16 protein-coding genes are annotated in these 22,084 nt (G+C 46.6%); 8 read left to right on the forward strand and 8 right to left on the reverse strand.

Features of this window, described 5'->3' with window-relative positions:
- Positions 1–12: 12 nt before the first annotated feature.
- The 5 genes from K6V21_RS21640 to K6V21_RS21660 form a co-directional block, all read right to left on the reverse strand.
- The gene (locus K6V21_RS21640; protein ID WP_007217903.1) at positions 13–1,182 is read right to left on the reverse strand and encodes an NADH:ubiquinone reductase (Na(+)-transporting) subunit B; all 1,170 of its coding nucleotides are present in this window, start codon (positions 1,180–1,182) and stop codon (positions 13–15) included.
- 31 nt (positions 1,183–1,213) lie between these two features.
- Positions 1,214–2,569 carry a Na(+)-translocating NADH-quinone reductase subunit A gene (locus K6V21_RS21645; protein WP_007213636.1) on the reverse strand — a complete coding sequence of 452 codons (1,356 nt, stop codon included), beginning with the start codon at positions 2,567–2,569 and terminating at the stop codon, positions 1,214–1,216.
- A 149-nt stretch (positions 2,570–2,718) separates the two neighbouring features.
- Positions 2,719–4,119 (reverse strand): C1 family peptidase, encoded by a 1,401-nt coding sequence (locus K6V21_RS21650; RefSeq protein ID WP_224322078.1) that lies wholly within the window; start codon positions 4,117–4,119, stop codon positions 2,719–2,721.
- Between the two features lie 274 nt (positions 4,120–4,393).
- Entirely contained in the window at positions 4,394–4,489 is a 96-nt protein-coding gene (locus K6V21_RS21655; RefSeq protein ID WP_157445266.1) for a smalltalk protein, read from the reverse strand.
- 66 nt (positions 4,490–4,555) lie between these two features.
- Entirely contained in the window at positions 4,556–5,053 is a 498-nt protein-coding gene (locus K6V21_RS21660; RefSeq protein ID WP_007217900.1) for an HU family DNA-binding protein, read from the reverse strand.
- A 281-nt stretch (positions 5,054–5,334) separates the two neighbouring features.
- Here K6V21_RS21660 and K6V21_RS21665 point away from each other — a divergent pair, with 281 nt between their 5' ends.
- The 6 genes from K6V21_RS21665 (at position 5,335) to K6V21_RS21690 (ending at position 14,269) form a co-directional block, all read left to right on the forward strand.
- On the forward strand, positions 5,335–5,610 hold the full coding sequence (locus tag K6V21_RS21665) for a DUF4248 domain-containing protein (protein ID WP_224319840.1): 276 nt from the start codon (positions 5,335–5,337) through the stop codon (positions 5,608–5,610).
- A gap of 342 nt (positions 5,611–5,952) precedes the next feature.
- Positions 5,953–6,297 (forward strand): hypothetical protein, encoded by a 345-nt coding sequence (locus K6V21_RS21670; RefSeq protein ID WP_195425396.1) that lies wholly within the window; start codon positions 5,953–5,955, stop codon positions 6,295–6,297.
- Positions 6,298–6,463: 166 nt separating this feature from the next.
- Positions 6,464–8,668 (forward strand): VapE domain-containing protein, encoded by a 2,205-nt coding sequence (locus K6V21_RS21675; RefSeq protein ID WP_224319841.1) that lies wholly within the window; start codon positions 6,464–6,466, stop codon positions 8,666–8,668.
- Positions 8,669–8,904: 236 nt separating this feature from the next.
- Positions 8,905–10,110 carry a BamA/TamA family outer membrane protein gene (locus K6V21_RS21680; protein ID WP_029428900.1) on the forward strand — a complete coding sequence of 402 codons (1,206 nt, stop codon included), beginning with the start codon at positions 8,905–8,907 and terminating at the stop codon, positions 10,108–10,110.
- Positions 10,111–10,365: 255 nt separating this feature from the next.
- Complete coding sequence (locus tag K6V21_RS21685; RefSeq protein WP_224319842.1) at positions 10,366–11,559, forward strand: glycosyltransferase family 2 protein; 1,194 nt, start codon at positions 10,366–10,368, stop codon at positions 11,557–11,559.
- A 43-nt stretch (positions 11,560–11,602) separates the two neighbouring features.
- Positions 11,603–14,269 (forward strand): ATP-binding protein, encoded by a 2,667-nt coding sequence (locus K6V21_RS21690; RefSeq protein WP_224319843.1) that lies wholly within the window; start codon positions 11,603–11,605, stop codon positions 14,267–14,269.
- Positions 14,270–14,288: 19 nt separating this feature from the next.
- Here the strand turns inward: K6V21_RS21690 and K6V21_RS21695 are convergent, their stop codons facing one another.
- The gene (locus tag K6V21_RS21695) at positions 14,289–16,064 is read right to left on the reverse strand and encodes a biotin/lipoyl-binding protein (protein WP_007213628.1); all 1,776 of its coding nucleotides are present in this window, start codon (positions 16,062–16,064) and stop codon (positions 14,289–14,291) included.
- Positions 16,065–16,409: 345 nt separating this feature from the next.
- Complete coding sequence (locus K6V21_RS21700; protein WP_007215087.1) at positions 16,410–16,913, reverse strand: RNA polymerase sigma factor; 504 nt, start codon at positions 16,911–16,913, stop codon at positions 16,410–16,412.
- A gap of 266 nt (positions 16,914–17,179) precedes the next feature.
- Here K6V21_RS21700 and K6V21_RS21705 point away from each other — a divergent pair, with 266 nt between their 5' ends.
- Positions 17,180–20,080, forward strand: a complete 2,901-nt coding sequence (locus K6V21_RS21705) for a M16 family metallopeptidase (protein ID WP_007217891.1) — start codon at positions 17,180–17,182, stop codon at positions 20,078–20,080.
- Between the two features lie 137 nt (positions 20,081–20,217).
- Here K6V21_RS21705 and K6V21_RS21710 read toward each other — a convergent pair whose 3' ends face one another.
- Positions 20,218–20,850, reverse strand: coding sequence for a trimeric intracellular cation channel family protein (locus K6V21_RS21710; protein WP_044266995.1), 633 nt, complete (start codon positions 20,848–20,850; stop codon positions 20,218–20,220).
- A gap of 121 nt (positions 20,851–20,971) precedes the next feature.
- On the opposite strand from K6V21_RS21710, the gene K6V21_RS21715 reads away from it, so the two are divergent.
- Positions 20,972–22,075, forward strand: a complete 1,104-nt coding sequence (locus K6V21_RS21715; RefSeq protein ID WP_224319844.1) for a UDP-N-acetyl glucosamine 2-epimerase — start codon at positions 20,972–20,974, stop codon at positions 22,073–22,075.
- Positions 22,076–22,084 lie beyond the last annotated feature (9 nt).

The raw sequence follows: 22,084 nt of genomic DNA on the forward strand, positions 1-22,084 counted from the left end.
TTCTTCGGTATTTTAATTGTTAGACTTAATTGCACGTTTCTCGCGACGACTGATATTGCCCTGTACTACACAGTAGTCAATCAGCGGAGCGAAGATGTTCATCAGCAGGATGGCAAGCATCATACCTTCGGGATAACCGGGGTTCAGCACACGGATCACGATTGCCATGACGCCAATCAGGAAACCGAAGATGTACTTACCCGTCTCGGTACGTGCCGAAGTTACAGGATCGGTAGCCATAAATACGGCACCGAAGCAGAAACCACCCAGCACGAGGTGTTCGTACCAAGGCATCTGAGCCATCGGAGTGTCAGGACCGATAGCATTGAATACCCAAGCCATGAACGCACCGCCCACGAATACGGAGAACATCGTCTTCCAGCTTGCGATACCCGTTGCCAGCAACAGGATAGCACCCAGAGCGATAGCAATTACACTGGTCTCACCGATAGAACCCGGTATCAAGCCCGTCACCATATCCCAGGAGAATGGTGGCACAGCCCCCGAAGTGGCAGCCGCACCCAACGGAGTAGCTACGGTCAGTCCGTCAACCGCTTGTCCCAGACCGAAGATTGTGTCGCCTGATACCCAAACGGCATCACCGGACATCTTCGTAGGATATGCAAAGAAAAGGAATGCACGAGTGATCAGGGCAACGTTGAACACGTTCATACCCGTACCACCGAATACTTCTTTAGCAAAAATTACAGAGAATGCAGTAGCCACCGCCAGAATCCACAGCGGACAGTCTACCGGAACAATCATAGGAATCAGGATACCGGAAACGAGGAAACCTTCCTGGATTTCTTCTTTCTTCCACTGAGCCACAACAAACTCAATGCCCAGACCTACTACATAAGAAACGATGATTTTAGGCAATACAGCCAGAAAACCGTAGGCAAACATTTCAATGAAGCTACCTGTAGCACCGGTATTCGTGAAATGCTGATAACCTACGTTATACATACCGAACAACAACGCCGGTACCAACGCAATGACCACCATCGACATAATGCGCTTGCTGTCGATAGCGTCGTGAATGTGCGTTCCCGATTTCGAAGTCGTGCTGGGGACGAACAGGAATGTTTCGAATCCGTCGAACACAGACTGGAATGCGTGGAATTTGCCGCCCTCTTCAAAGTTCGGCTTTATCTTGTCGAGATAATTTCTTAACGCTTTCATTTATAAGTATTAATTATATAAGTATTAATTATTAGGCCATTTCGGCGCGAAGCATGTCAAGCCCTGCACGAACGATACGTTGAACTTCTACCTTCGAAGAGCAAACGAATTCGCAGAGGGCAAAATCCTCGGGAGCTACTTCGTAGATTCCCAAAGCCTCCATACGGTCGATGTCACCTGCAATGATAGCTTTCACCAGATATTCGGGGAAGATATCCATCGGGAATACACGGTCGTACTCATTGGACATGATCATGTGGCGTTCACCACCCTTGATGCGGGCATCCAGCACATATTCCTTGTTGTTACCCAGCAACCAGCTGAAGTAAGAACGGTTCACGCTGAACTGATTGAAACGCGGCATAATCCAACCCAGCATTTCGTGGATGTCATCGCCTTCGGGGATCACCGTCAGCTGGCTGTCGAATGCGCCGAGGAAAGCGTTTGGAGAAACCTTCTTGCCTGTAAGCACATTACCGCTGATGTAGCGCAAGTCTCCCTTGCCCGAACTCACGTTTCCACTGAATACGTTTGTCAGCAAAGCACCTACTTTCAGTTTGCAGTATGCAGGTTTCAACACTTCGGAACCTGTAACGGCCACTTTGCGCGTCATGTCCACACGTCCTGTATTGAACAGGCGTCCGATGAATATAACGGCTTCCGGACTGATTGTCCACACAGTTTCGCCTTTCACGATAGGAGAAATGTGGTTGATCTGTACGCCTACATTGCCGGCCGGGTTCGGTCCGTCAAATGCGTTAATCGTTACATTCTTAGCTTGCGTCAACGCGGTTGCCTTTTGTTTTACACTAATACTCAGATACGTCTTTGCCATCTTGGAAAGAGCATCCAATCCTGTCTGGAAGTTTGCTTCCTCGCCTTTCAGAACGAATTCGAAATCGGGTGCCAGCGGGTTACTGTCGAAGGCCGAAACAAAGATAGCTTTCGGATACATCGTGGGATCAGCAATCACGTCATAGGGACGCTGACGGATGAACGCGAACATACCCGCTTCCAGCAATGCGGCTTTCACTGACTCGCCGTTCAGGGAACTCACGTTTTTCTTACCGAATTCTTCATAGTCTTGCTCAGCTGCAGCTTCAACGACAATGTTCAGCACTTTACGACGTGCGCCGCGCTCCACACTTGTCACTACGCCGCTAACGGGCGAAACAAATTTCAATTCAGGATGATTCTTGTCGATAAACAAGGGTCCTCCGGCCATCACATATTCCTGTTCTTTGACTACTACCTTCGGAGTAATACCCGTAAAATCTTCAGGAACCAATGCGTAGAATCCCGGTTCTTTCACAGACATAAACTCCTGAGAAGCCTTACCTTTCAGGTTGATGTCAAGGCCTTTACGTAACTTAATTACATTTGCCATGCGTTTATATAAAATAATGGTTTCATTAATTTGCCGCAAAAGTAGCAAAAAAGAACGTGAATAAAGAGCAAAAAAGAAAGGAATTACGGATAAATTTCCGTAATTCCTTTCGTTAACGAACACGATGATAACAAGATGAGTTATCGTGTTTAATATTCTTCCGCAAACATCGGATCCCAGGCGGGCAGACGGATGGGTTTCTGCTTGAATATATCCATTACTTTGGCAGGAACGTATTTAGTCTCCAGCACCAGACGGAACATATATTCGTCGAACCATTCATCGGTCATGATCAGATGTCCCTGATAACCGCTTGCAGGTCCCCAACTATTTTCAACCATCCATTTCACGGGTTTTCCGTCTTTATTCAGATCCACAGCCATAAGGGTCATGGCATGAGACGAGCCGCTGGAGAAGGTTTGGATGCGTTGTTTCTTATCCATATTGAAGGTGGTGCCCATGAGCGATTCATAATCATAGTTTTTCACATCGAGCAAGCCACGCTCGGAATTCAGGAACTTGCCTACGTCGCAAGAGAAATACATCATGGTGCTGTCCTTCAGGGAAGCGATAGCCATTTCCTTGATGTCCTCTACAGGCAGGTTGACGTACGTCCAGTTCTTCCCGTCGTAGCGGTGACGGTCGTAATCTATTTCATAACACTTGTAGTACTCGCGCGAAGGATCGTTCATAACCATCACATAATTGGTCAACAGATTCTCGTCGCCATACTTCTTGAGGAAGGACATCGGGGTGTGATGTTCCGTTTCGACAGGATTGCCCTGGGCATCTTTACGCACATAGTCAAACTCCGTAGGAGGAACGCCAAGATTCAGCACCAGCATGCGATAGATAGTGCCGAGCATCGCAGGCTTTTCCTTATCCAGCGCCGCAGGCTTTGCCCCTTTAGAAGCCAGATCACGCAGTTGCAGACCGTATTCCTTTAACTTCAAAGAAATCAGATTTGCCATACGCGACGTATTGTCGCTGCTGTTCGTTTCCGGCATGGCTTCTTTAGGTACCAGGCCATATTTGCTGACGATATCTGCAACGCCCGTAAAAGTTCCTCCATCGCTTAGCGGATGTTGGAAAAGCCATTCTACGGTTTTATCGTTCAAGGGTTTGTCACGGGTATCAATGACGCCTTGCAGGAAGAGGTTAGCCTTCTCCAGCTGGTCCCAGAAAAAAGGATAAATTTCCGAGAATTCAAAAGACTGGAAGCCGTATTTACCGATGGCTTTGGCACGCATCACGTTCAGCCCTGTGAAAAGCCAGCAACGACCGGATGATTTCTGGTCGGTGATGCCTTTCGAATTTACTTTTACGGAGAAATGAGTATCCATTCCGGCCAGATTCTCCTGGTTGAGTGCAAGTTTGCGGATGTCATTGTTGCCAATGGCGTTACGCAGAGCTTTGTCGGCACTGGTTCCCTCGTAACTCTGTTTGATCTGGTTCAGCATCGCATCGCTGATACCGCCTTTCCCGTCTTGCGCCTGTACGGAAAGTAATGCGGCGCTGAAAACAAAAACGGATAAAATTCGTCTATTCATCATATACTATAGTTTTATAATATGTTGTCCTGGCATTGCCATTAGTGTAAAATCAGGTTTCAGTAAAATGCAAAATTAATGGCTTTTTTGAAACTTTTAGTAAAATCTGCGGATTTTTGGTAAACTATTGTGCTGCCATCTTTAAACTATAACTTGGCAAAGTTAAACAATTATATCGAACCGTATCTATATAAATCAATACATAGCAGATAAAATTCCGCAAGCCAAAACAGCTTTGCCTGGCTTGCGGAAAAAAGTCATAATGCAGTTTCTCCTATAACGGCATCGCATTGGCACCTACTACACCCGCTATAGCGGATGCCACCGCGATAACCACTTTCAGAATCAGATCCCAAACCGTTTTTTTGATTGCCATAATTTTCCACACCTCCTTCCGTAAATTTAAAATTTGAGAAAATGATTGTTAACTTCCCGGCTATCCAAGCGGATTTTCATCCAGCCCGCCGTCGCCGCCCGAATCGCTACCGCCACTACCCGATCCGCTCTCCAGCTTTTCCAATTCGAACACCACATTATTCAAAGCCCCCTTGGTGGTGACGGTAGACTCATTCACCAGCTTCAGTGTATTGTCCGCCAGAAAGCGGATATTCACGCGGGTGATATTCTTCACGCTACACTTGGCTGCCGTCTCCACGCCCGGGCAACGGAAAGTGATGTAGAACGTGCCGAAATTATCCAGTTTCACACGGTTGCCGTCACGTAAAATCTGTTTCATACTGCGCACCAAAGATTTGATGACGTGTTCCACATCTTCCACCGAAAGCGCACCGATGCCCTCTATCTCACTGGCAATGCGGTTGATATTGTACAACTGCCCCGAATCGGGCTTCTGACGGAGGTAATAGTACAAGGGAGAACTGGAGTCTCCAATGTTTTTTCTACGCTGATAGCGCTTTAGTTTTACTGTTCCCATAAGTTTTTTCCTGTTTGTTTTTTTAGAATATGAATAATTTTAATTTCGCCCCCCGGAACCAAGTCCGGTACAGGCACTCGAAACGTTTCGTTGACACAAAGGTACGACAGGGAGACACCCCCTCCGGAGGATAGCGGAGGTTAGCGGAGAATATCGGAGGATAAGGGAGGATAAAAAAAGAAAATAGTTTATCGTAAGGTAGTAAACAGTATACCAAACGCTTGATTATCCCGCTGAAAATCATTAACTTTACAGAATATAACAGTAATAATCAATCAATTATGAACACTAAGAACAATTATCAGACAAAAGCCAAAAGCCAAGAAGAAACAGACGATGAAAACGACTTTCCGATACGGACATACGGAAAAGGAGAACTGGCCGCAAAATACATGCCCGATGTGCAACAACAAACAGCCGTCAACCGCTTTAATGAGTGGATACACCTCTGCCCCGGACTGGAAGAACGGCTCGCCGCAACAGGCTGGAGCCTCGAAAGGAGGAAATATACACCCGCGCAAGTGCGCATCATAGTCGAAGCATTGGGCACTCCTTAAGACAGATACATGACCCGCCCAGGCATTTCCGATTCCGCTTCAAGAGATTCACCGGCAACGCTCAAGCAATCTGCCAACAGCTTCAAGCCGTTTTCTTACAGCTTCAGCACATTCCCCCCCGTTCCTTATCCGCGTGTACGCAAGTACGCCCGCGAGAGATATTTTTATTTATATAGAGAAAAAAGTCACTAAGAGGAGGTCCCCCTCCTCCTCTAAATGACTTTTTTCCTGCTATTTTTGATATAGAATATTATAGACGTATGAATTATATGTAATATTGCACCGACAATTTTTATTTATTTACTTAAAACTTAAAATTATGTCCTCTAAAAAAAGGCTTATGTGCTGGATTGCAAAGAACCCGGAAAAGATGCCGGAAGCGGAAAAGAGATTATCACCTTGGTGTATAACAAACAAGCGAATGACTCCGACATCCTACAAGCGTTAGATTCATTCAAGTCATTAATCTGCAACCGTGTAGAGATTCTGCCTCTCAAGCGCTATCATTATCTCAAAGCATGGTATGAGATGCTGACGGGTCCCTACTCTCCACTGCCCAATCCCACTCCGGCCAGCGTTTCCGATTTCATTCTGTCAATATTCAGTATTCCATCCCAAAGGGGAACCGGAGAATACATCCAGCGTGACACACTGATTAAGAGGGTGGAAGAGTTATTCAACGACTGATAATCCGGGAACCTCTCGTATTATCATAAACATTTTTCATCAACAACACAATTCCCCGTTTTTGGCTCTAAAACGGGGGATTGCCGTTTCAGATAAAAGACGGATATTTGCCTCCGCTATGCCAAACAGGCAAGTATAATCAATTTTTAATATAGACTCTAAAAACATGAAAGAATTAAATGTAACCACCTACAGAGGGTATTCTCAGGTAAACGGCAGTATCACGCTATCGCAATTGCACGAACTTATTTGCGGCAACACTTATCAGACCCAGATTAACAACATACAGCAAGCCCTGGCAGCAGGAGACAATGACCGGGCCGACCGGATCAAGGCCCAGTTGCCCTATCTCACCGCCACAACCAATTACCACGAACGTAGGCTTCCCTACAGTCTGGAATATTACAATGACATCGCTACGCTGGATTTCGACAATATGCAGCTGGGGCAAATGGAAATCTTCCGCCGGCAAGCAGAAGCCGATGACGCCACCCTACTCGCATACCTCAGTCCGCGACGCCACGGACTGAAAATACTCGCTTATCTGACCACCCCCGAAGCACAGGCATTGCGCGACACCTTCAACAAACACACCCAGCCGCACACCTACACTGAGTTGGAATCTTACCACAAAGCGCAATATGAACTGGCACGCCTGCACTACGAAGAACTACTTCAGACGGAAGCCGACCCCAGCGGCAGCGACCTGGCACGGGGAATTTTCATTTCTCACGACCCGAAAGCCTTCTTCTCACCTCAACGGTCGGCAGCCGTACTTCCCTTGCAGGGCTCCTTTGCGCTACCCAGCAAAGAAGAATCGCTTCCCCGGAAAATAAAGAAGAGCACTTTGCCTGCGCCGGACGAAAGCGTAAATCTGAACCAAATGAGCCAACAGGCACGACTGGACTATGACCGCGCACTGGCCTACGCCCGCAAAAAGTATAAATTCGTGGAAAGCCAACGGGACAATTTCGTCTACACCCTGGCAAACCGCTGTTACTTCTACGGACTGCCCGTGCAGGATACTTTGTTGTTGGTTCGCCACAGTTTCGGCAACGTAGCCGGATTTGACGCTGAAACACCCGTGCAAAACGCCTACAGCTATACTTCGCACACCGACGAAGTAAAGAAGGAAAAAGAACGTCCGCTGGTGGAGAGACTATACGACTTCCTGGACCATAACTACATCTTCCGACGTAATGAAGTGCTGGACACGGTAGAGTTCCGTCGCCTCAACACCTCCGAATCTTCGGAAAACACTCCCCCGGCGGCTTTCAGTATTCTGCGCACCAAAGACATCAACAGCATCTACATGCACGCTCAGCGCAACTCCCTGCGCTGTCCGCAATCTATGATGAAAGCAGCCATAGACTCGGACTACGCCAAGGATTTCAATCCGTTTCTGGACTGCTTCGAGAAAATGAAAAAATGGGATGGAAAGACCGACCACATCGCCCGGTTGGCCTCACTGGTGAAGACCAGTGATCCGGACTTCTGGCTGGATGCCCTTCGCCACTGGCTGGTAGGCATGGTAGCGTGCGCCCTTGAAGATTCCGTGCAAAACCAACTTTTCCTGCTGCTCTACAGCAAGCAAGGCAAAGGCAAGAGTTTCTTTATCCGCAACCTGCTACCGCCCCCGTTGCGGAAATATGTCCGCAACGGCATGATTGACTTCCGCAACAAAGATCACGCTTTGGCACTCTCTTACAACATCCTCATCAATCTTGAAGAGTTCGACGGCGTCAGTCCCGAACAACTGAGCGAACTGAAACACATCATCGGACAAGACAATATGCAGGAGCGCAAAGCATTCGACGCACAAGCTTATAATTTCGTACGCCGCGCCTCATTCATTGGCAGCACCAACAACCCGCACTGTCTGCAAGATATTGGCGAGAACCGGCGTTTTCTCTTCATTTGCATAGATTCGGTAGATTTCAAGACTCCTATCGACCACGAAGGAATCTACTCACAGGCTCTTGCGCTCTACCGCAACGGCTACGAATACTGGTATGAAGGTGAAGAAATAGACTTCCTGAACCGGCGCAACGAAGAATTCCGCATGAAGGAACCGGTAGAGGAGAATCTTTTCTACTACTACCGGAAAGCACGTGAAGGAGAAGTGAGCCAGAAGTGGCTGCCTGCCTCACAGATGCTATCTACAATCTGTGTGTACGGACGCATACAAGCCACCCACCGGAATATGCAGACACTGGTGACCGTGTTGCAGCAACACCGATTCCTCAAACGGGTTACGCCGGAGGGAATAACGGAATATGCCATCGTGGAATATTCGTCCGACGAAAGAAGCGCCAACGCAGTGAAAGCGATCACTCATGAACAAAAACCGGACCCCAGGCTGACAATCTGATGAGAGTGCAGAAAACAAAAAAGTGATAAAATTCGTTTATACCTTAAAGTGACGAGCTACAAATGAAGAGTGGCAAACGTAACAATAACACCCTTTTACGCCGGAAAGCACTCGCAATTTGCAGCCCGTCATTCGTGTTTTTTTGAAACTTTTAGTGAAATCTTTAGATTTATTGTCTATCAATTTGAAAACCTATCCAAATAAATTAGTTTTCTTTGCACCCTCATTCGCACGATATGAAGAAATATATAATAGGTATTATGACGTTACTGCTTTCAGTAACAAGCCTTTCCGCTCAGGAAGCTACAAATTTAGTTAGCATCAGTGACACTACACCGGCATTGACTAAACGTGAATTACGAAAACAGAAGGTAGCACAACGAAATTTGCACTACAACATTCTGGGTGGTCCGAGTTACACCCCCGACTTTGGTGCCGTACTCGGTGGAAGCGCCCTGATGACCTTCCGCATGAACCCAAGTGACACCACACAACTGCGCTCCGTGGTTCCCGTAGCCATCGCTTTCCTCTTCAATGGCGGTATCAATCTTTTCTCCAAACCCCAACTCTTTTTTAAAGGTGACCGCTTCCGCATCTTCGGAAAGTTTGCCTACAAGAATACGGAAGATAACTTCTATGGTTTGGGCTACAGCACGAACAAGAATTATGTCCGGAGCGACACTACCAGTCAGTATCGCTACAGCGGCATCCAGTTCAACCCCTGGTTCCTGTTCCGCCTGGGCAACAGCAACATATTCGCCGGACCGCAGATAGATATAAATTACGACGACATCACGAAACCAGCCAAATATCTGGTGGACGAACCGTCGTACAAAGCAGCCGGAGGAACGGACAAAGGATACAAGAATTTCAATTCCGGTGTCGGCTTCCTGCTGACCTATGACAGCAGAGACATTCCCGCCAATGCCTATCGCGGCACGTACCTGGATTTCCGGGGAATGATGTATACTAAATTTCTTGGAAGTGATGACAATTTCTATCGCCTGGAAATAGACTATCGCCAATATAAGACTGTCGGTAAGCGCAAGGTCATTGCCTGGACTGCTCAAAGCAAAAACGTGTTCGGTGATGTACCCCTGACACAATATATCCTGACAGGAACTCCTTTTGACCTGCGGGGATATTACATGGGGCAGTATCGCGATAAATCGTCCCACGTAGTCATGGCCGAATACCGTCAGATGATAAATACCGATAAAAGCACCTGGCTGAAACGCATGCTCAATCACGTCGGCTTCGTGGCCTGGACAGGCTGCGGATTCATGGGACCCACCCCCGGCAAAATAGAAGGTGTGCTGCCCAACTATGGCGTAGGATTGCGTATCGAAGTGCAACCACGTATGAACGTACGCCTCGACCTGGGTAAAAATACGGTCAACAATCAGACGTTGTTCTATTTCAATATGACGGAGGCGTTCTGAAAACGAATTAGTTACGAGCTACCGGCTACAAGCTACAAGTGGCTGCGCTATATTCCGAAAGACACTTGTAGCTTGTAGCTCGTAGCCGGTAGCTAATTCATAACCCTACACAAACAAACAACTTCCGCCAGTATCTCCCCCCCTTATCCTTTCCGTTATTTATTTTTCCCTCTTTTCTTGCATCAGTAAAAGATTATCCATACTTTTGAGAAATATTTTGTTTACCTTAACAAACAACTCTGAGGACATTACATAATGAGAACTTTCGAGATATTATTCTGGATAAGCCTGTTTATCGTATTCTATACTTATATAGGATACGGAATTGTGCTATACATTCTGGTCAAAATTAAAGAAACTTTCCGTAAACCGGCACACTACCCCATGCCTCCCGATGCGGAACTACCCGAACTAACCCTTTTCATAGCCGCCTATAACGAAGAAGACGTTGTGGACGAGAAGATGCAGAACTGCCTGGAGCTGGATTACCCCGCAGAAAAGCTACGGATATTCTGGGTTACGGACGGCAGCAACGACCACACCAACGAACGCCTCGCACGCTGGCCGCAAGCCACCGTCCTCCACCAACCCGAACGACAAGGAAAAACCGCCGCCCTCAACCGCGGAATGAAATTCGTGAAAACACCACTCGTCGTATTCACCGATGCCAATACCCACCTGAACCGGGAAGCATTGCGCGAAATCGTTCATGCTTTTGTCAACCCCAAAGTGGGCTGCGTGGCAGGCGAAAAACGCATCGCCATGCAAACCAAGGATAATGCCGCATCGGGTGGAGAAGGTATCTACTGGAAATACGAGTCTACCCTGAAAGCACTCGACTCACGGCTCTACTCAGCCGTAGGCGCTGCCGGAGAGCTGTTTGCCGTGCGCAGCGAGCTGTTTGAAGATATGCGGACAGATACATTGCTCGATGATTTCATTCTCTCCCTGCGCATCGTCATGCGGGGATACACCATTGCCTATTGCGCTGCCGCATACGCCACCGAAAGTGGCTCGGCAGATATGCGGGAAGAGGAAAAGCGCAAGATACGCATTGCCGCCGGAGGTTTGCAATCCATCTGGCGGTTGCGCCCGTTGCTGAACCCTTTCCGATATGGCTTGCTCAATTTCCAATATGTGTCCCATCGTGTCCTGCGGTGGTCCATCACTCCTATCTTGTTATTCCTATTGCTACCCCTCAACGTAGTGTTGCTCTTCATAAGCGCCCAACCGATGTTTTACGCTGTCATTCTGGCACTGCAAATACTGTTCTACCTGATGGGCATCTGGGGATATATCCTCTCACGGAGACACATCAAGAACAAGTTACTCTTTATTCCTTATTACTTCCTCTTCATGAACGTCAACGTAATCAGAGGATTCCGCTACCTGAGCAAACGTAAAGGCAACAAAAGCGGAGCCTGGGAAAAAGCACGAAGGGCAGGCTGATAAAAAAGCCACCTACCAATAAATCTAAATACAAAGAAAGATAATGAAAAGCATTCTGAAAGACACGAACAATTCCGAAAAGCTCCTGAACATGACATCAGATACATTGATACTCATGGACAGAGATGGTGTGTGCGTAGACATAGCCATCCACAACGTAGAGCTATGGTTTCTGAAAGAAGAAAAGTTGCTCGGTAAAAACCTGTTGGCAATGCTGCCACCAAGAACATACGGCGAATTTTATCCCGAATTCAAGAAAGTCCTGTTACACAGAACAAAATCCGTCCGCAATTATGAACTCAACTTACGAAATGAAACCTATTTCTTCAAATGCATCATGCAGCCATACGGCGACCTGATATTATGCCAATATCGTGACATCACGGAACGCAGCCAGCAAAAGCTGGAACTGGAAAGAAACAATCGGGAACTCTACGAGATTCATAAAGCCGCCCTCATCGGCAGCTGGCAGTATGAGTCCGACACACGAACTTTCAGCTATGCCGGCCACACCGATATCATGTGTACCGAAGAGCCACAGGACATCAATATCGACATATACCTGCAACATGTACTTCCGGAAGACAGGGAAACCTTCAATAACTGGCTGGAACAGAATCTGCAAGGTGATATGGAGAACAGCGTGGATTATCGCATTCTGTATCAGAAACAAATCTTCTACATCCGCCTCAAGGCCTTTACACGTGAACGCCATAAGGACGGCACCACCACCATGGAAGGCTACATACAAAATATTACAGACATACAGCGCCGCCGCAATGACATCAACCTGCTTACCCATGCCATAAACAATTCAACAGAAGATATCTACTCAGCCCGGGAAGACGGTACACTCATATTCGCCAACCGCTGTTTTAAAGAGCGGCACAACATAAGCAATACGGATGACATTACTCAAATGAAGATATACGACCTCCAATCGTATGGCCGCGACCAGAAGGCATGGGCAGAATTTGCCGCCAGCGTCAAACGGGGAGAATTCAGTCAAGGTTACGTCGTCCATAACCCGTTACCACTTCGCCCCGAAGTGCTTGCCATTGAAGGCAATTCCTATTGGGTCACCAGCGACGAAGGAATAGGCACGGTCTGGACATTCGGCAGGGACGTAACACAACGCATCCGTCAAGAACAGGAAATCAAGCAATTAAATCAAGTTCTGGATAAAATTATTGAGAATCTGCCCGCCGGTGTTGTCGTGAAAGACGTTAAGAATGGCTTTAAATACCTCTACCGCAATCGTGAGTCATACAATCGGGACATTACCATGCAGGAAGCCCTGGGAAAAGACGACTATGATTTTTATGGTTCTGGAATAGCGGAAGAAAAAAGAAAACAGGATATTGAAATAGCCACCACCGGACAGGAAATGCATTGGGTGGCGGAAGAACGCGATGGTAACGGCAATCCCCTCTTCCTCGACAAGCGGAAAATGAAAATAGAAAGTAATGACTTCCCGCCCATTCTGTTAAGCATCGAATGGGACATCACCGACATGGAACTGATGAGACGGGAGCTGATGGTAGCCAAAGAGAAAGCCGAAACCTCCGACCAACTCAAATCAGCCTTCCTTGCCAACATGAGCCACGAGATACGTACACCACTCAATGCCATCGTAGGCTTTTCACGTATCATTGCCGAAAGCGAAAATACGGAAGAGCGCAAAGAGTATTACAACATTGTGGAAGCCAACAACGAACGTCTGTTGCAACTCATCAATGAAATTCTCGACCTCTCGAAGATAGAGGCCGGAATTGTGGAGTTCAGCATCGCCGCCGTCCGCCTGCACCCGCTGTGCAAGGAAATCCATGATGCGCATGTATTCCGCTGTCCGTCAGGTGTAGAGCTGATATTCGATCCATCCGATGAAGATATTCTGATAGACTCTGATAAGAACCGCATCTTCCAGGTGATATCGAACCTGATAGGAAATGCGTTCAAATTCACCACCAAAGGCAGCATCAGCTACGGATACCACCGGGAAGGGGAAACTATCGTATTCCATGTGACTGACACAGGTACAGGCATCGCCCCCGAAAAGATAGGAAAGGTATTCGAACGGTTTGTAAAAGCCAACAATTTTGCACAGGGCACCGGATTGGGTTTAGCCATTTGCAAAACAATCATCGAACGTCTGGGTGGAACAATCTCCGTGACCTCCGAACTTGAGAAAGGAACTACCTTCATCTTTACCCTGCCCGCCAAGACCACCAAAGACGAAGATAAGGAAAAAACTGAAAACAGCCCCGAAGAAGATAAACCGGCGGCCGGAAAACAAAGTGCAGGCAGCGAAAGCACAGAAAAAGTACAGGTGTCGTCGCAGGAAACCATCTCACTGAAAACTGTTCTGATAGCCGAAGACACGGACAGCAATTACATCCTGACCAAAGCTATTCTTAGTAAGGAATACCACCTGGAACGTGCCAAAGATGGCATGGAAGCCGTCAACATGTTTGTAGAAATAAATCCGGATATCATCCTGATGGATATGAAAATGCCCAATCTCGGTGGACTGGATGCAACGAGAATCATTCGTGAACTGTCACCGGACGTACCCATTGTCGCTCTGACGGCTTTTGCCTACGATCATGACCGCAAAGCAGCACTCGATGCGGGTTGCAACGATTTCCTGACCAAACCTTTCACGCAGGAGGTACTGAAGGAGACGATAAAGAAGTGGGTTAATAAGTGATTAACCCACTTATCACTTATCACGCAAAGATATCGCTTCTTTGAATATAGGCAATCACATCGCCCTTATTCACGGTATCGCCTTGTTTGGCGCATATCTCTACGACGCGTCCGGTGAATCCGGTCAATATCTTTTCGTATTCTCCCCACGGGGTGGAGAGGTAACAGAACACTTCATCATGCTGGTATTTACGCCCTATGAACGGAGCCACGGAAGGACCTTCCACAGATACTTCCCACAGCACCTGTCCTTTATCCGGTGCAATAATCGGATCGGCCTTGGCACGTTTCAGTTTCCGGATTTCTTCTTCCGAATATCCATTCTTCACCATAGACGCATCTTTGGCACGTTGCAATTCATCCTCGAAACGCTTCTTGGCTGTACCGGACTTGTAATCACGATACTGACGGTCGTGCATGGCAAGTTCAAAGAGTTCTTCTTCATCATCTCCATATTCCCAACCGTTCTCGTCCATTTCTTTCCGATATTCATCCAGAGCGTCCGGATAGTTCAATTGCGGATCGGTATCCACAAATTCATATCCTTTTGATTTCGCCAATTCCACAATTTCAGGAGCCAGCTCGCCCGGCAGACGTCCGCTCTTACCGAGAATCATATCCCACGTATGATTATCTATCATCGTCCAGCGCTCTTCACCTTTCACCAACTGCATAAGGTTCATCAATGCCACATTCTTCACATACTGGCTGAAAGGCGTTACCAACGGAGGATACCCCAGCTTAGGCCATACGTATTCCACCTCGTCGAAGAGCATCACCAACAGGTCGTCAATGCTGAGTTCCGGTTCATTCTTCCCTCTTAATATCATGTTTATACCCGAATGTACTCCCTTCAGATCGGCCATCATGGAACCCATCATACCACCCGGAAGGCCACACTTCAACAGCAAAGAGGACATGTGTTTATTGGTCGGATCCATGAAATAGCCCAGGAAGTCATCTATAAATTCCTGTGTCATGGCACGTGCCTTCATATATGCCTTCATATTGATATCGGGCACCTGGAAGCCCTTATCTTTCAGCATGGCTTGTACGGAGATTACGTCCGGATGTACTTTACCCCAGGACATCGGTTCCATAGCCACATCAATAATGTCGGCGCCATTCTCGCAAACTTCCAGGATAGAAGCCATCGACAAACCCGGTCCGCTATGACCGTGATACTGGATAATCACTTCGGGATGCCTTTCCTTAATCGTCTTCGTCAACCGTCCCAGCATACCCGGACGACCGATACCTGCCATATCTTTCAGACAGATTTCGGGTGCTCCCGCTTCAATCAGCTGGTCGGCAACATGGGCATAATATTCCACCGTATGCACAGGCGAGTGTGTGATACAAAGAGTTGCCTGCGGTATCATCCCTGCCTCCAATGCATATTTAATAGAAGGAATTATATTCCGTGTCTCGTTCAGTCCACAGAAGATGCGGGTGATATCCACCCCTTGCGCATGCTTCACACGATACATCAGACGGCGTACATCGGCAGGCACAGGATACATGCGCAAAGCGTTCAGACCACGGTCCAGCATATGCGTTTGTATACCCACTTCATTGAAAGGTTTGGTAAAAGCACGTACGGCTTTGTTAGGATTCTCACCATACAACAGATTCACTTGCTCAAAAGCTCCCCCGTTCGTTTCCACACGGGCAAAACACCCCATTTCAATAATCAACGGAGCGATACGTACCAATTGGTCTACACGAGGTTGATATTTACCGGAAGATTGCCACATATCACGGTAAACAAGACTGAATTTAATTTCCTTTTTCATCGCAGTCAGCAGTTAGCGGTTTAACATATATGAATTACTTGGTTAACTTAATAAGTACAAATATAAAGGTTTATTCTGACATATAGTCAAATTTAGATTTGAATTATTCAGCATAAAAGATATGTTTAATATCATATTGAAACAGTTTTTTCATTTTATAACATTTCCCACCATTTCATTCCTCTATGATTCAGACGATAATTTATCGGAAAGGATGGAGGGGAGTCATTACGGTTTAGAAAGAAACCAATCCCATCACTCCCCTCCCACAAAAAAACATGCCCAGAGCATTGCTCTGGGCTATAAATATTAAGTTTGTCAGTCTTCAGTCTGCACTGTTTGTTTTCAAACAAAGTCTTTCAGTTCTTGTTGTAGCCGTTGGCGGGTAAAGAAGATACGGCTTTTTACGGTTCCTAGAGGCAATCCGAGACGGTCAGCTATTTCACGATACTTGAAACCGGAGACATGCATGGAGAAAGGAACTTTATAATCGCGGGGTAACGAATTCACGATGCGATGCATTTCTTTTAAATCATAAGATCCTTCGGCATTTGCAAAACCGGAGTTTTGCGGCAGGTTTAAATGATAAAGGTTATCTGTCTGGTCCACGAAAGTTTGTTCGCGAACGATTCTGCGGTAGTTATTAATAAAGATATTCCGCATAATGGTGTACATCCACCCTTTGAAGTTGGTATCAGGCATGTACTTGTCTTCGTTGTCCAATGCCTTGAGCGAGGTTTCTTGCAATAAATCATTCGCCTCCTCTTTATCGGCTGTCAACTTATATGCAAAGCGAAGCAGTTCTTCTTGCACACTAATCAAATCCTTCCTAAAACTGTAGGTATTCATACTTTGCTCTTTTAAATAGTTAATAATTATTTTAAATTCACGATTGCAAGTATAGGGAAGTTCTGGGGTTTCCAAGAACCGAGTTTTGTTTTTATTTAGGGCGAAAACTATCAATTGACAGTTTTCACCCCCTTTTTGAGAGTTTTCTGGTGGTGATTTTTGTAAAAAGCGTATCTTTTTCCGAAGATTTCGTAAACTGTTTGTGATTTTTTTATAGTTTTGCCTACATATAGCAAAAACACTTTATTTAAAAACACTTTATTTTTATGAGACGAATTATTAAATCAATCACTCTTTTGGCTATCATGGCTATCGCTTTGCCGTCATTCGGTCAAGGATTGAAAGCTTTCAAGCTGAAAAACGGCCTTTCCGTATATATATGGGAAGACAACACGAAATCGGATGTATTCGGTGCTGTAGGTGTACGTACTGGCTCAGTCAACGATCCGGCTGAATATACCGGTTTGGCACACTATCTGGAACATGTCATGTTCAAAGGCACGGATAAAATCAGTACACTTGACTGGGCGGCAGAAGAACCCATCTACCAAAAGATCATCGCAAAATACGACGAGATGGCTGATGAAACTGATCCGGTAAAGAAAGAAGCTATCGGAAAAGAAATCAACGAACTCACAATCGAAGCAGCCAAAGTCAGCGTATCTACTGAATTCTCCAATTTAATGGAGAGCATGGGTGCTAAAGGGCTGAATGCCGGTACAAGCTACGACTTCACTTATTATCATAACTCTTTCCCGGCATACCAAATCAACAAATGGTTAGAAATCAGTTCTCAACGTTTCATTAATCCTGTATTCCGTACTTTCCAGTCCGAATTGGAGACGGTATACGAAGAATATAACCGCGCACAGGATAATCAAGGCAGAGTGCAACAACAATTCTTGTTGGATAAAGCATTCGAAGGACATCCTTACTCCCGCTCAGTACTGGGATTGCCCGAACATCTGAAAAATCCGCGACTGAGCAAACTGATTGAATTCTATAACCAATGGTATACTCCACAAAACATGGTATTGATTCTTGTAGGTAACGTCAATGCCCAGCAGATCAGCGGACGTATCAATGCTGCCTTCGGACGTTTGCAAAACCATGAATTGCCGGCACGCAAGGAATATCCCGATCTGAACATAAAAGGCCGTACGCAATATACAGCCAAAATAGGTTATTATCCCAGTGTCTACCTGGTTTACAAAGGTGTGCCTGCCGGACATCCCGATGAAAATGCACTGAAAATAGCTCTCTCATTGCTCTCCAACAGTAGCAACACAGGTGCGTTGAACAAGCTGATCATCGACGGTGAGTTGACCAGCGGCTATGCAGCTACCCTCACGTTCCGTGAACAGGGCCGTAACATAGTTCAGGTCACTCCATTATACGACGAGAACCAACGACGCTTCGAATCAAACAAAAGTGCAGAGAAGAAGGCACTGAAAGCCATTGAAAAGATTGCCAACGGAGACTTCGCAGACTGGACAATCGATGCCATCAAGAACAATATGTGCCGTGACTTCGACTTGATGATGGAAGACAACGAAACGAAAGCCGAAATGCTGTTGGAAGCTTTCACCAATGAGCAAGATCTGGGCAAAGTGCTCAACTACAAAGATGAAATTATGTCCATCACCAACGATGACATCAAGCGTGTAGCCAAACAATATCTGACCAATGATTATCTGGCACTCTACATCGAAAAAGGTAAGACAAGCAAAGAAGGCAAACTGAAGAAGCCCGAATACAAGCCTATCGAACCGCCTGTTGGCAAACAATCTCTTTACGCTACTCAGTTCAAGAGCATGCCTATCGGACAAGTAGACGAAAAGTTCATAGATTTCAGTAATGTGCAGACGAAACAGCTGAATGACCGCTCTAAGATGTATTATTCGCCCAACCCTGAAAACAACGTATTCAGCCTGACAGTAAGATATGGAGCTGGAACACGCGAATTCCCCAAACTGGGCATTGCCGCCAACCTGATGAACAATGCCGGTATCATGGGCACCTATGAGCCCCAACAACTGAAAGAAGAACTCAGTAAACTGAATGCTACCTGCCACGTTAGTGCAGACGATGATTATCTTTATGTTACAATGAGAGGATATGAAGAGACATTGCCACAAGCCTGCCAACTACTCGCCCGCCAAATCCTTATGCCGAAGTTGGACGACAAGCAGTTGAGCCGTATCAAAGGTTCCATGCTGGGAACCCGTCAGCAACGCAAGGAGAATGTAGCTCTATTGGCAGATGCCCTTTTCCAATATATCCGTTACCAGAATAAATCGGACTATATTGAAGAACTGACGGATAAGGAAGTCTATGAACTTCAGATTTCCGAGTTGACAGGAGACATCAACCGTGCATCCAATTACGAGGCCGAAATTTTCTACTGCGGAACTCTGCCTTTCGATAATGCTTATGAAATTCTCAGCAAGAATCTGCCGCTGGTAGCCAACGAGCGCCCGACAACTTCTCCACAAGACAAACCATTGGCACAGGTTACTGAAAACACTGTTTATTTCCTGCCGAACTCAGATGCAGAACAAGCTCAAGTATACCTTTACATGCCTATGCAGAAGTATGACAAGAAAGATGACGTTTTACGTGATGCTTTCTACCAATACTTCTCAGGTGGTTTCAATGGTTTGGTGATCAATGAAATCCGCGAGAAAAGATCCATGGCATACACGGCCGGTGCATACGTTTCCACACCTTCCCTGCCTGGCAATCCAACGTACCTGATAGGACGTATCGGTACACAGAATGATAAGGCAAACGATGCCATAGATGTTTTCATGGAACTGATCAGCGACATGCCGAAAAATGCAGAACGTATTGAGAATATCAAGAGCTACATGCGCCAGGAAGCATTGACTTCACATCCGGACTTCCGCTATAAAGCACAATACCTCCGGATGTATCAGCGTATGGGCTACCAAGGTGACCCTGCCGAGGAAAACCTGAAGAAAATTGATGCATTGACTTTTGACGATATCGTGAAGTTCTACGAAGAGAATATTAAGGGAAAACCTTACTGCATCGGCATCATGGGTAACCCGAAAGATATTGATCTGAAGAAACTGGAGAAATACGGCAAAGTAGTGAAACTGAACGAAAGAAAACTGTTCAACACGAAAGACGCGCTGTTCTAACAGTTACGAGCTACAAGCAACGAGCTACAAGTTGCTGCGCTATGACACTGAAAAGAGCTACAAACTACAAGTTGCTACGCTATGACGCTGAAAAGCACTTGTAGCTTGTAGCTCGTAGCTTGTAGCTCTTTCTCTTATTACTCCTTGCCTTCCTCCTCTTCTCCGCCTCCCGTAAGAATCGGCAGACAGATATTATACTTCACCGCCAGAATGCGCGTCACAAACACCGATACTCCGCCCACCACCTGACAAGCATAGGACTGCATTCCCAGCAGATCGCACAACCAGTAGGCCGTACCGCCTACCACACATGCCATCGCATAAATCTCTTTTCGGAAAATCAGCGGTATCTCATTGATAAACACATCACGGATCACTCCACCCGCAGCACCCGTAATGCTACCCATAATGATGGCTACCCAGAACGGATATCCCAATGCAATGCTCTTCCCTACACCGACCACCGTAAACAGTGCCAGACCGATACTGTCGAAGATGAAAAACGTATTATGCAAGTGAATGAGATGCTTTCCGAAAAGAATGACCCAAAGTAAAGCCAGTCCCGTACAAATCAGATAGATAGGATCAGTCATCCACCCCGGCGTCACTCCCAGCAATACATCACGGATGGTACCGCCGCCGATAGCCGTCACGAAACCTACCACGTACGCCCCAAACCAGTCGAACCGCTTTGCCGATGCCAGACGGATACCGCTGATGGCAAAAGCGAACGTACCTATAAAATCGAGAATTTGAACAAATGTAGGCATGATAATCAATGATTAACGTTAAATGTTTAATGATTTATAATCGGTATTCATTAAAATTATGGGCAAAGTAACGAATAATTTCCCTAAGAAAACGTATTTTTGTCTCATCAATTTATATGCAATGAAAATAACAATCGTATCGGGCGCACGCCCCAACTTCATGAAAATAGCTCCTATCACCCGGGCCATCAAAGCCGCGCAGGAAGCTGGAAAGAAGATTTCATACCGTCTCGTCTACACCGGGCGACAGGATGATACCAGTCTGGATGCCTCCTTGTTTTCCGACCTGGACATGAAGCGGCCGGACGGTTATCTGGGAGTCACCGGACACGACCATTCGGAAGTGGCAGCCGCCATCATGCTTGCTTTCGAGAAGGAACTGAACAATCATCCCGCGCAGGTAGTACTCGTTGTAGACGATCTTACCGCTACCATGAGCTGTTCCATCGTCGCCAAAAAGCGCGGTCTGAAAGTCGCGCACCTCATTGCCGGAACCCGTTCGTTCGATATGAATATGCCCCGCGAAGTAAACCGCACCATCGTAGATGCCATTTCCGACTATCTGTTTACCGCAGGCATGGTAGCCAACCGCAACCTGAACCAGGAAGGCATGATTCCCGAATACATCCATTATGTAGGCAATATATTGATAGATACCGTCCGCTACAACCGTCACCGTCTGTTGCAACCTGTATGGTTCTCCACCATAGGGCTGGAAAAGCGCGGTTACCTGTTGCTGACCCTCAACCGGCACGACCTGCTGACCAAGAAACATGTACTCAAATCGTTGATACAAACATTGATTGAGAAATCCGAAGGCATGCCCATCATTGCGCCCCTGCACCCTTATGTGCAAAAAGCCATCAAATCGCTGGACATCCCCGCGCCTAATCTGCACATCCTGCCGCCTCAAAGTTATCTGCATTTCGGTTACCTCATCAACCATGCAAAAGGCATTATAACGGACTCCGGAAACATTGCCGAGGAAGCTACCTTCCTCGATGTCCCCTGCATCACGCTCAACTCCTATGCCGAGCATCCCGAGACCTGGCGTGTAGGTACCAATGAGTTAGTGAATGAAGATTCCGTGGCTCTTGCCAATGCTTTGGAAAGACTAATGCTCGGCGAATGGAAACATACGACCCTGCCCGACCGTTGGGATGGACGTACAGCGGAACGTATCGTACAGACGTTGATTAACGGAGAATTAAAGGAGCATTACTGAATCAGGGGT

The organism is Bacteroides cellulosilyticus (genome assembly GCF_020091405.1).
Taxonomy (GTDB): Bacteria; Bacteroidota; Bacteroidia; order Bacteroidales; family Bacteroidaceae; genus Bacteroides.

What these genes read in the sequence shown, in the direction of transcription:
- K6V21_RS21690 (WP_224319843.1), top strand. Translation starts at nt 11,603, where the DNA reads ATGAAAAGCATTCTGAAAGACACGAACAATTCCGAAAAGCTCCTGAAC.
- K6V21_RS21640 (WP_007217903.1), bottom strand. Translation starts at nt 1,182, where the DNA reads ATGAAAGCGTTAAGAAATTATCTCGACAAGATAAAGCCGAACTTTGAA.
- K6V21_RS21715 (WP_224319844.1), top strand. Translation starts at nt 20,972, where the DNA reads ATGAAAATAACAATCGTATCGGGCGCACGCCCCAACTTCATGAAAATA.
- K6V21_RS21680 (WP_029428900.1), top strand. Translation starts at nt 8,905, where the DNA reads ATGAAGAAATATATAATAGGTATTATGACGTTACTGCTTTCAGTAACA.
- K6V21_RS21660 (WP_007217900.1), bottom strand. Translation starts at nt 5,053, where the DNA reads ATGGGAACAGTAAAACTAAAGCGCTATCAGCGTAGAAAAAACATTGGA.
- K6V21_RS21705 (WP_007217891.1), top strand. Translation starts at nt 17,180, where the DNA reads ATGAGACGAATTATTAAATCAATCACTCTTTTGGCTATCATGGCTATC.
- K6V21_RS21700 (WP_007215087.1), bottom strand. Translation starts at nt 16,913, where the DNA reads ATGAATACCTACAGTTTTAGGAAGGATTTGATTAGTGTGCAAGAAGAA.
- K6V21_RS21710 (WP_044266995.1), bottom strand. Translation starts at nt 20,850, where the DNA reads ATGCCTACATTTGTTCAAATTCTCGATTTTATAGGTACGTTCGCTTTT.
- K6V21_RS21650 (WP_224322078.1), bottom strand. Translation starts at nt 4,119, where the DNA reads ATGAATAGACGAATTTTATCCGTTTTTGTTTTCAGCGCCGCATTACTT.
- K6V21_RS21665 (WP_224319840.1), top strand. Translation starts at nt 5,335, where the DNA reads ATGAACACTAAGAACAATTATCAGACAAAAGCCAAAAGCCAAGAAGAA.
- K6V21_RS21685 (WP_224319842.1), top strand. Translation starts at nt 10,366, where the DNA reads ATGAGAACTTTCGAGATATTATTCTGGATAAGCCTGTTTATCGTATTC.
- K6V21_RS21645 (WP_007213636.1), bottom strand. Translation starts at nt 2,569, where the DNA reads ATGGCAAATGTAATTAAGTTACGTAAAGGCCTTGACATCAACCTGAAA.
- K6V21_RS21695 (WP_007213628.1), bottom strand. Translation starts at nt 16,064, where the DNA reads ATGAAAAAGGAAATTAAATTCAGTCTTGTTTACCGTGATATGTGGCAA.
- K6V21_RS21675 (WP_224319841.1), top strand. Translation starts at nt 6,464, where the DNA reads ATGAAAGAATTAAATGTAACCACCTACAGAGGGTATTCTCAGGTAAAC.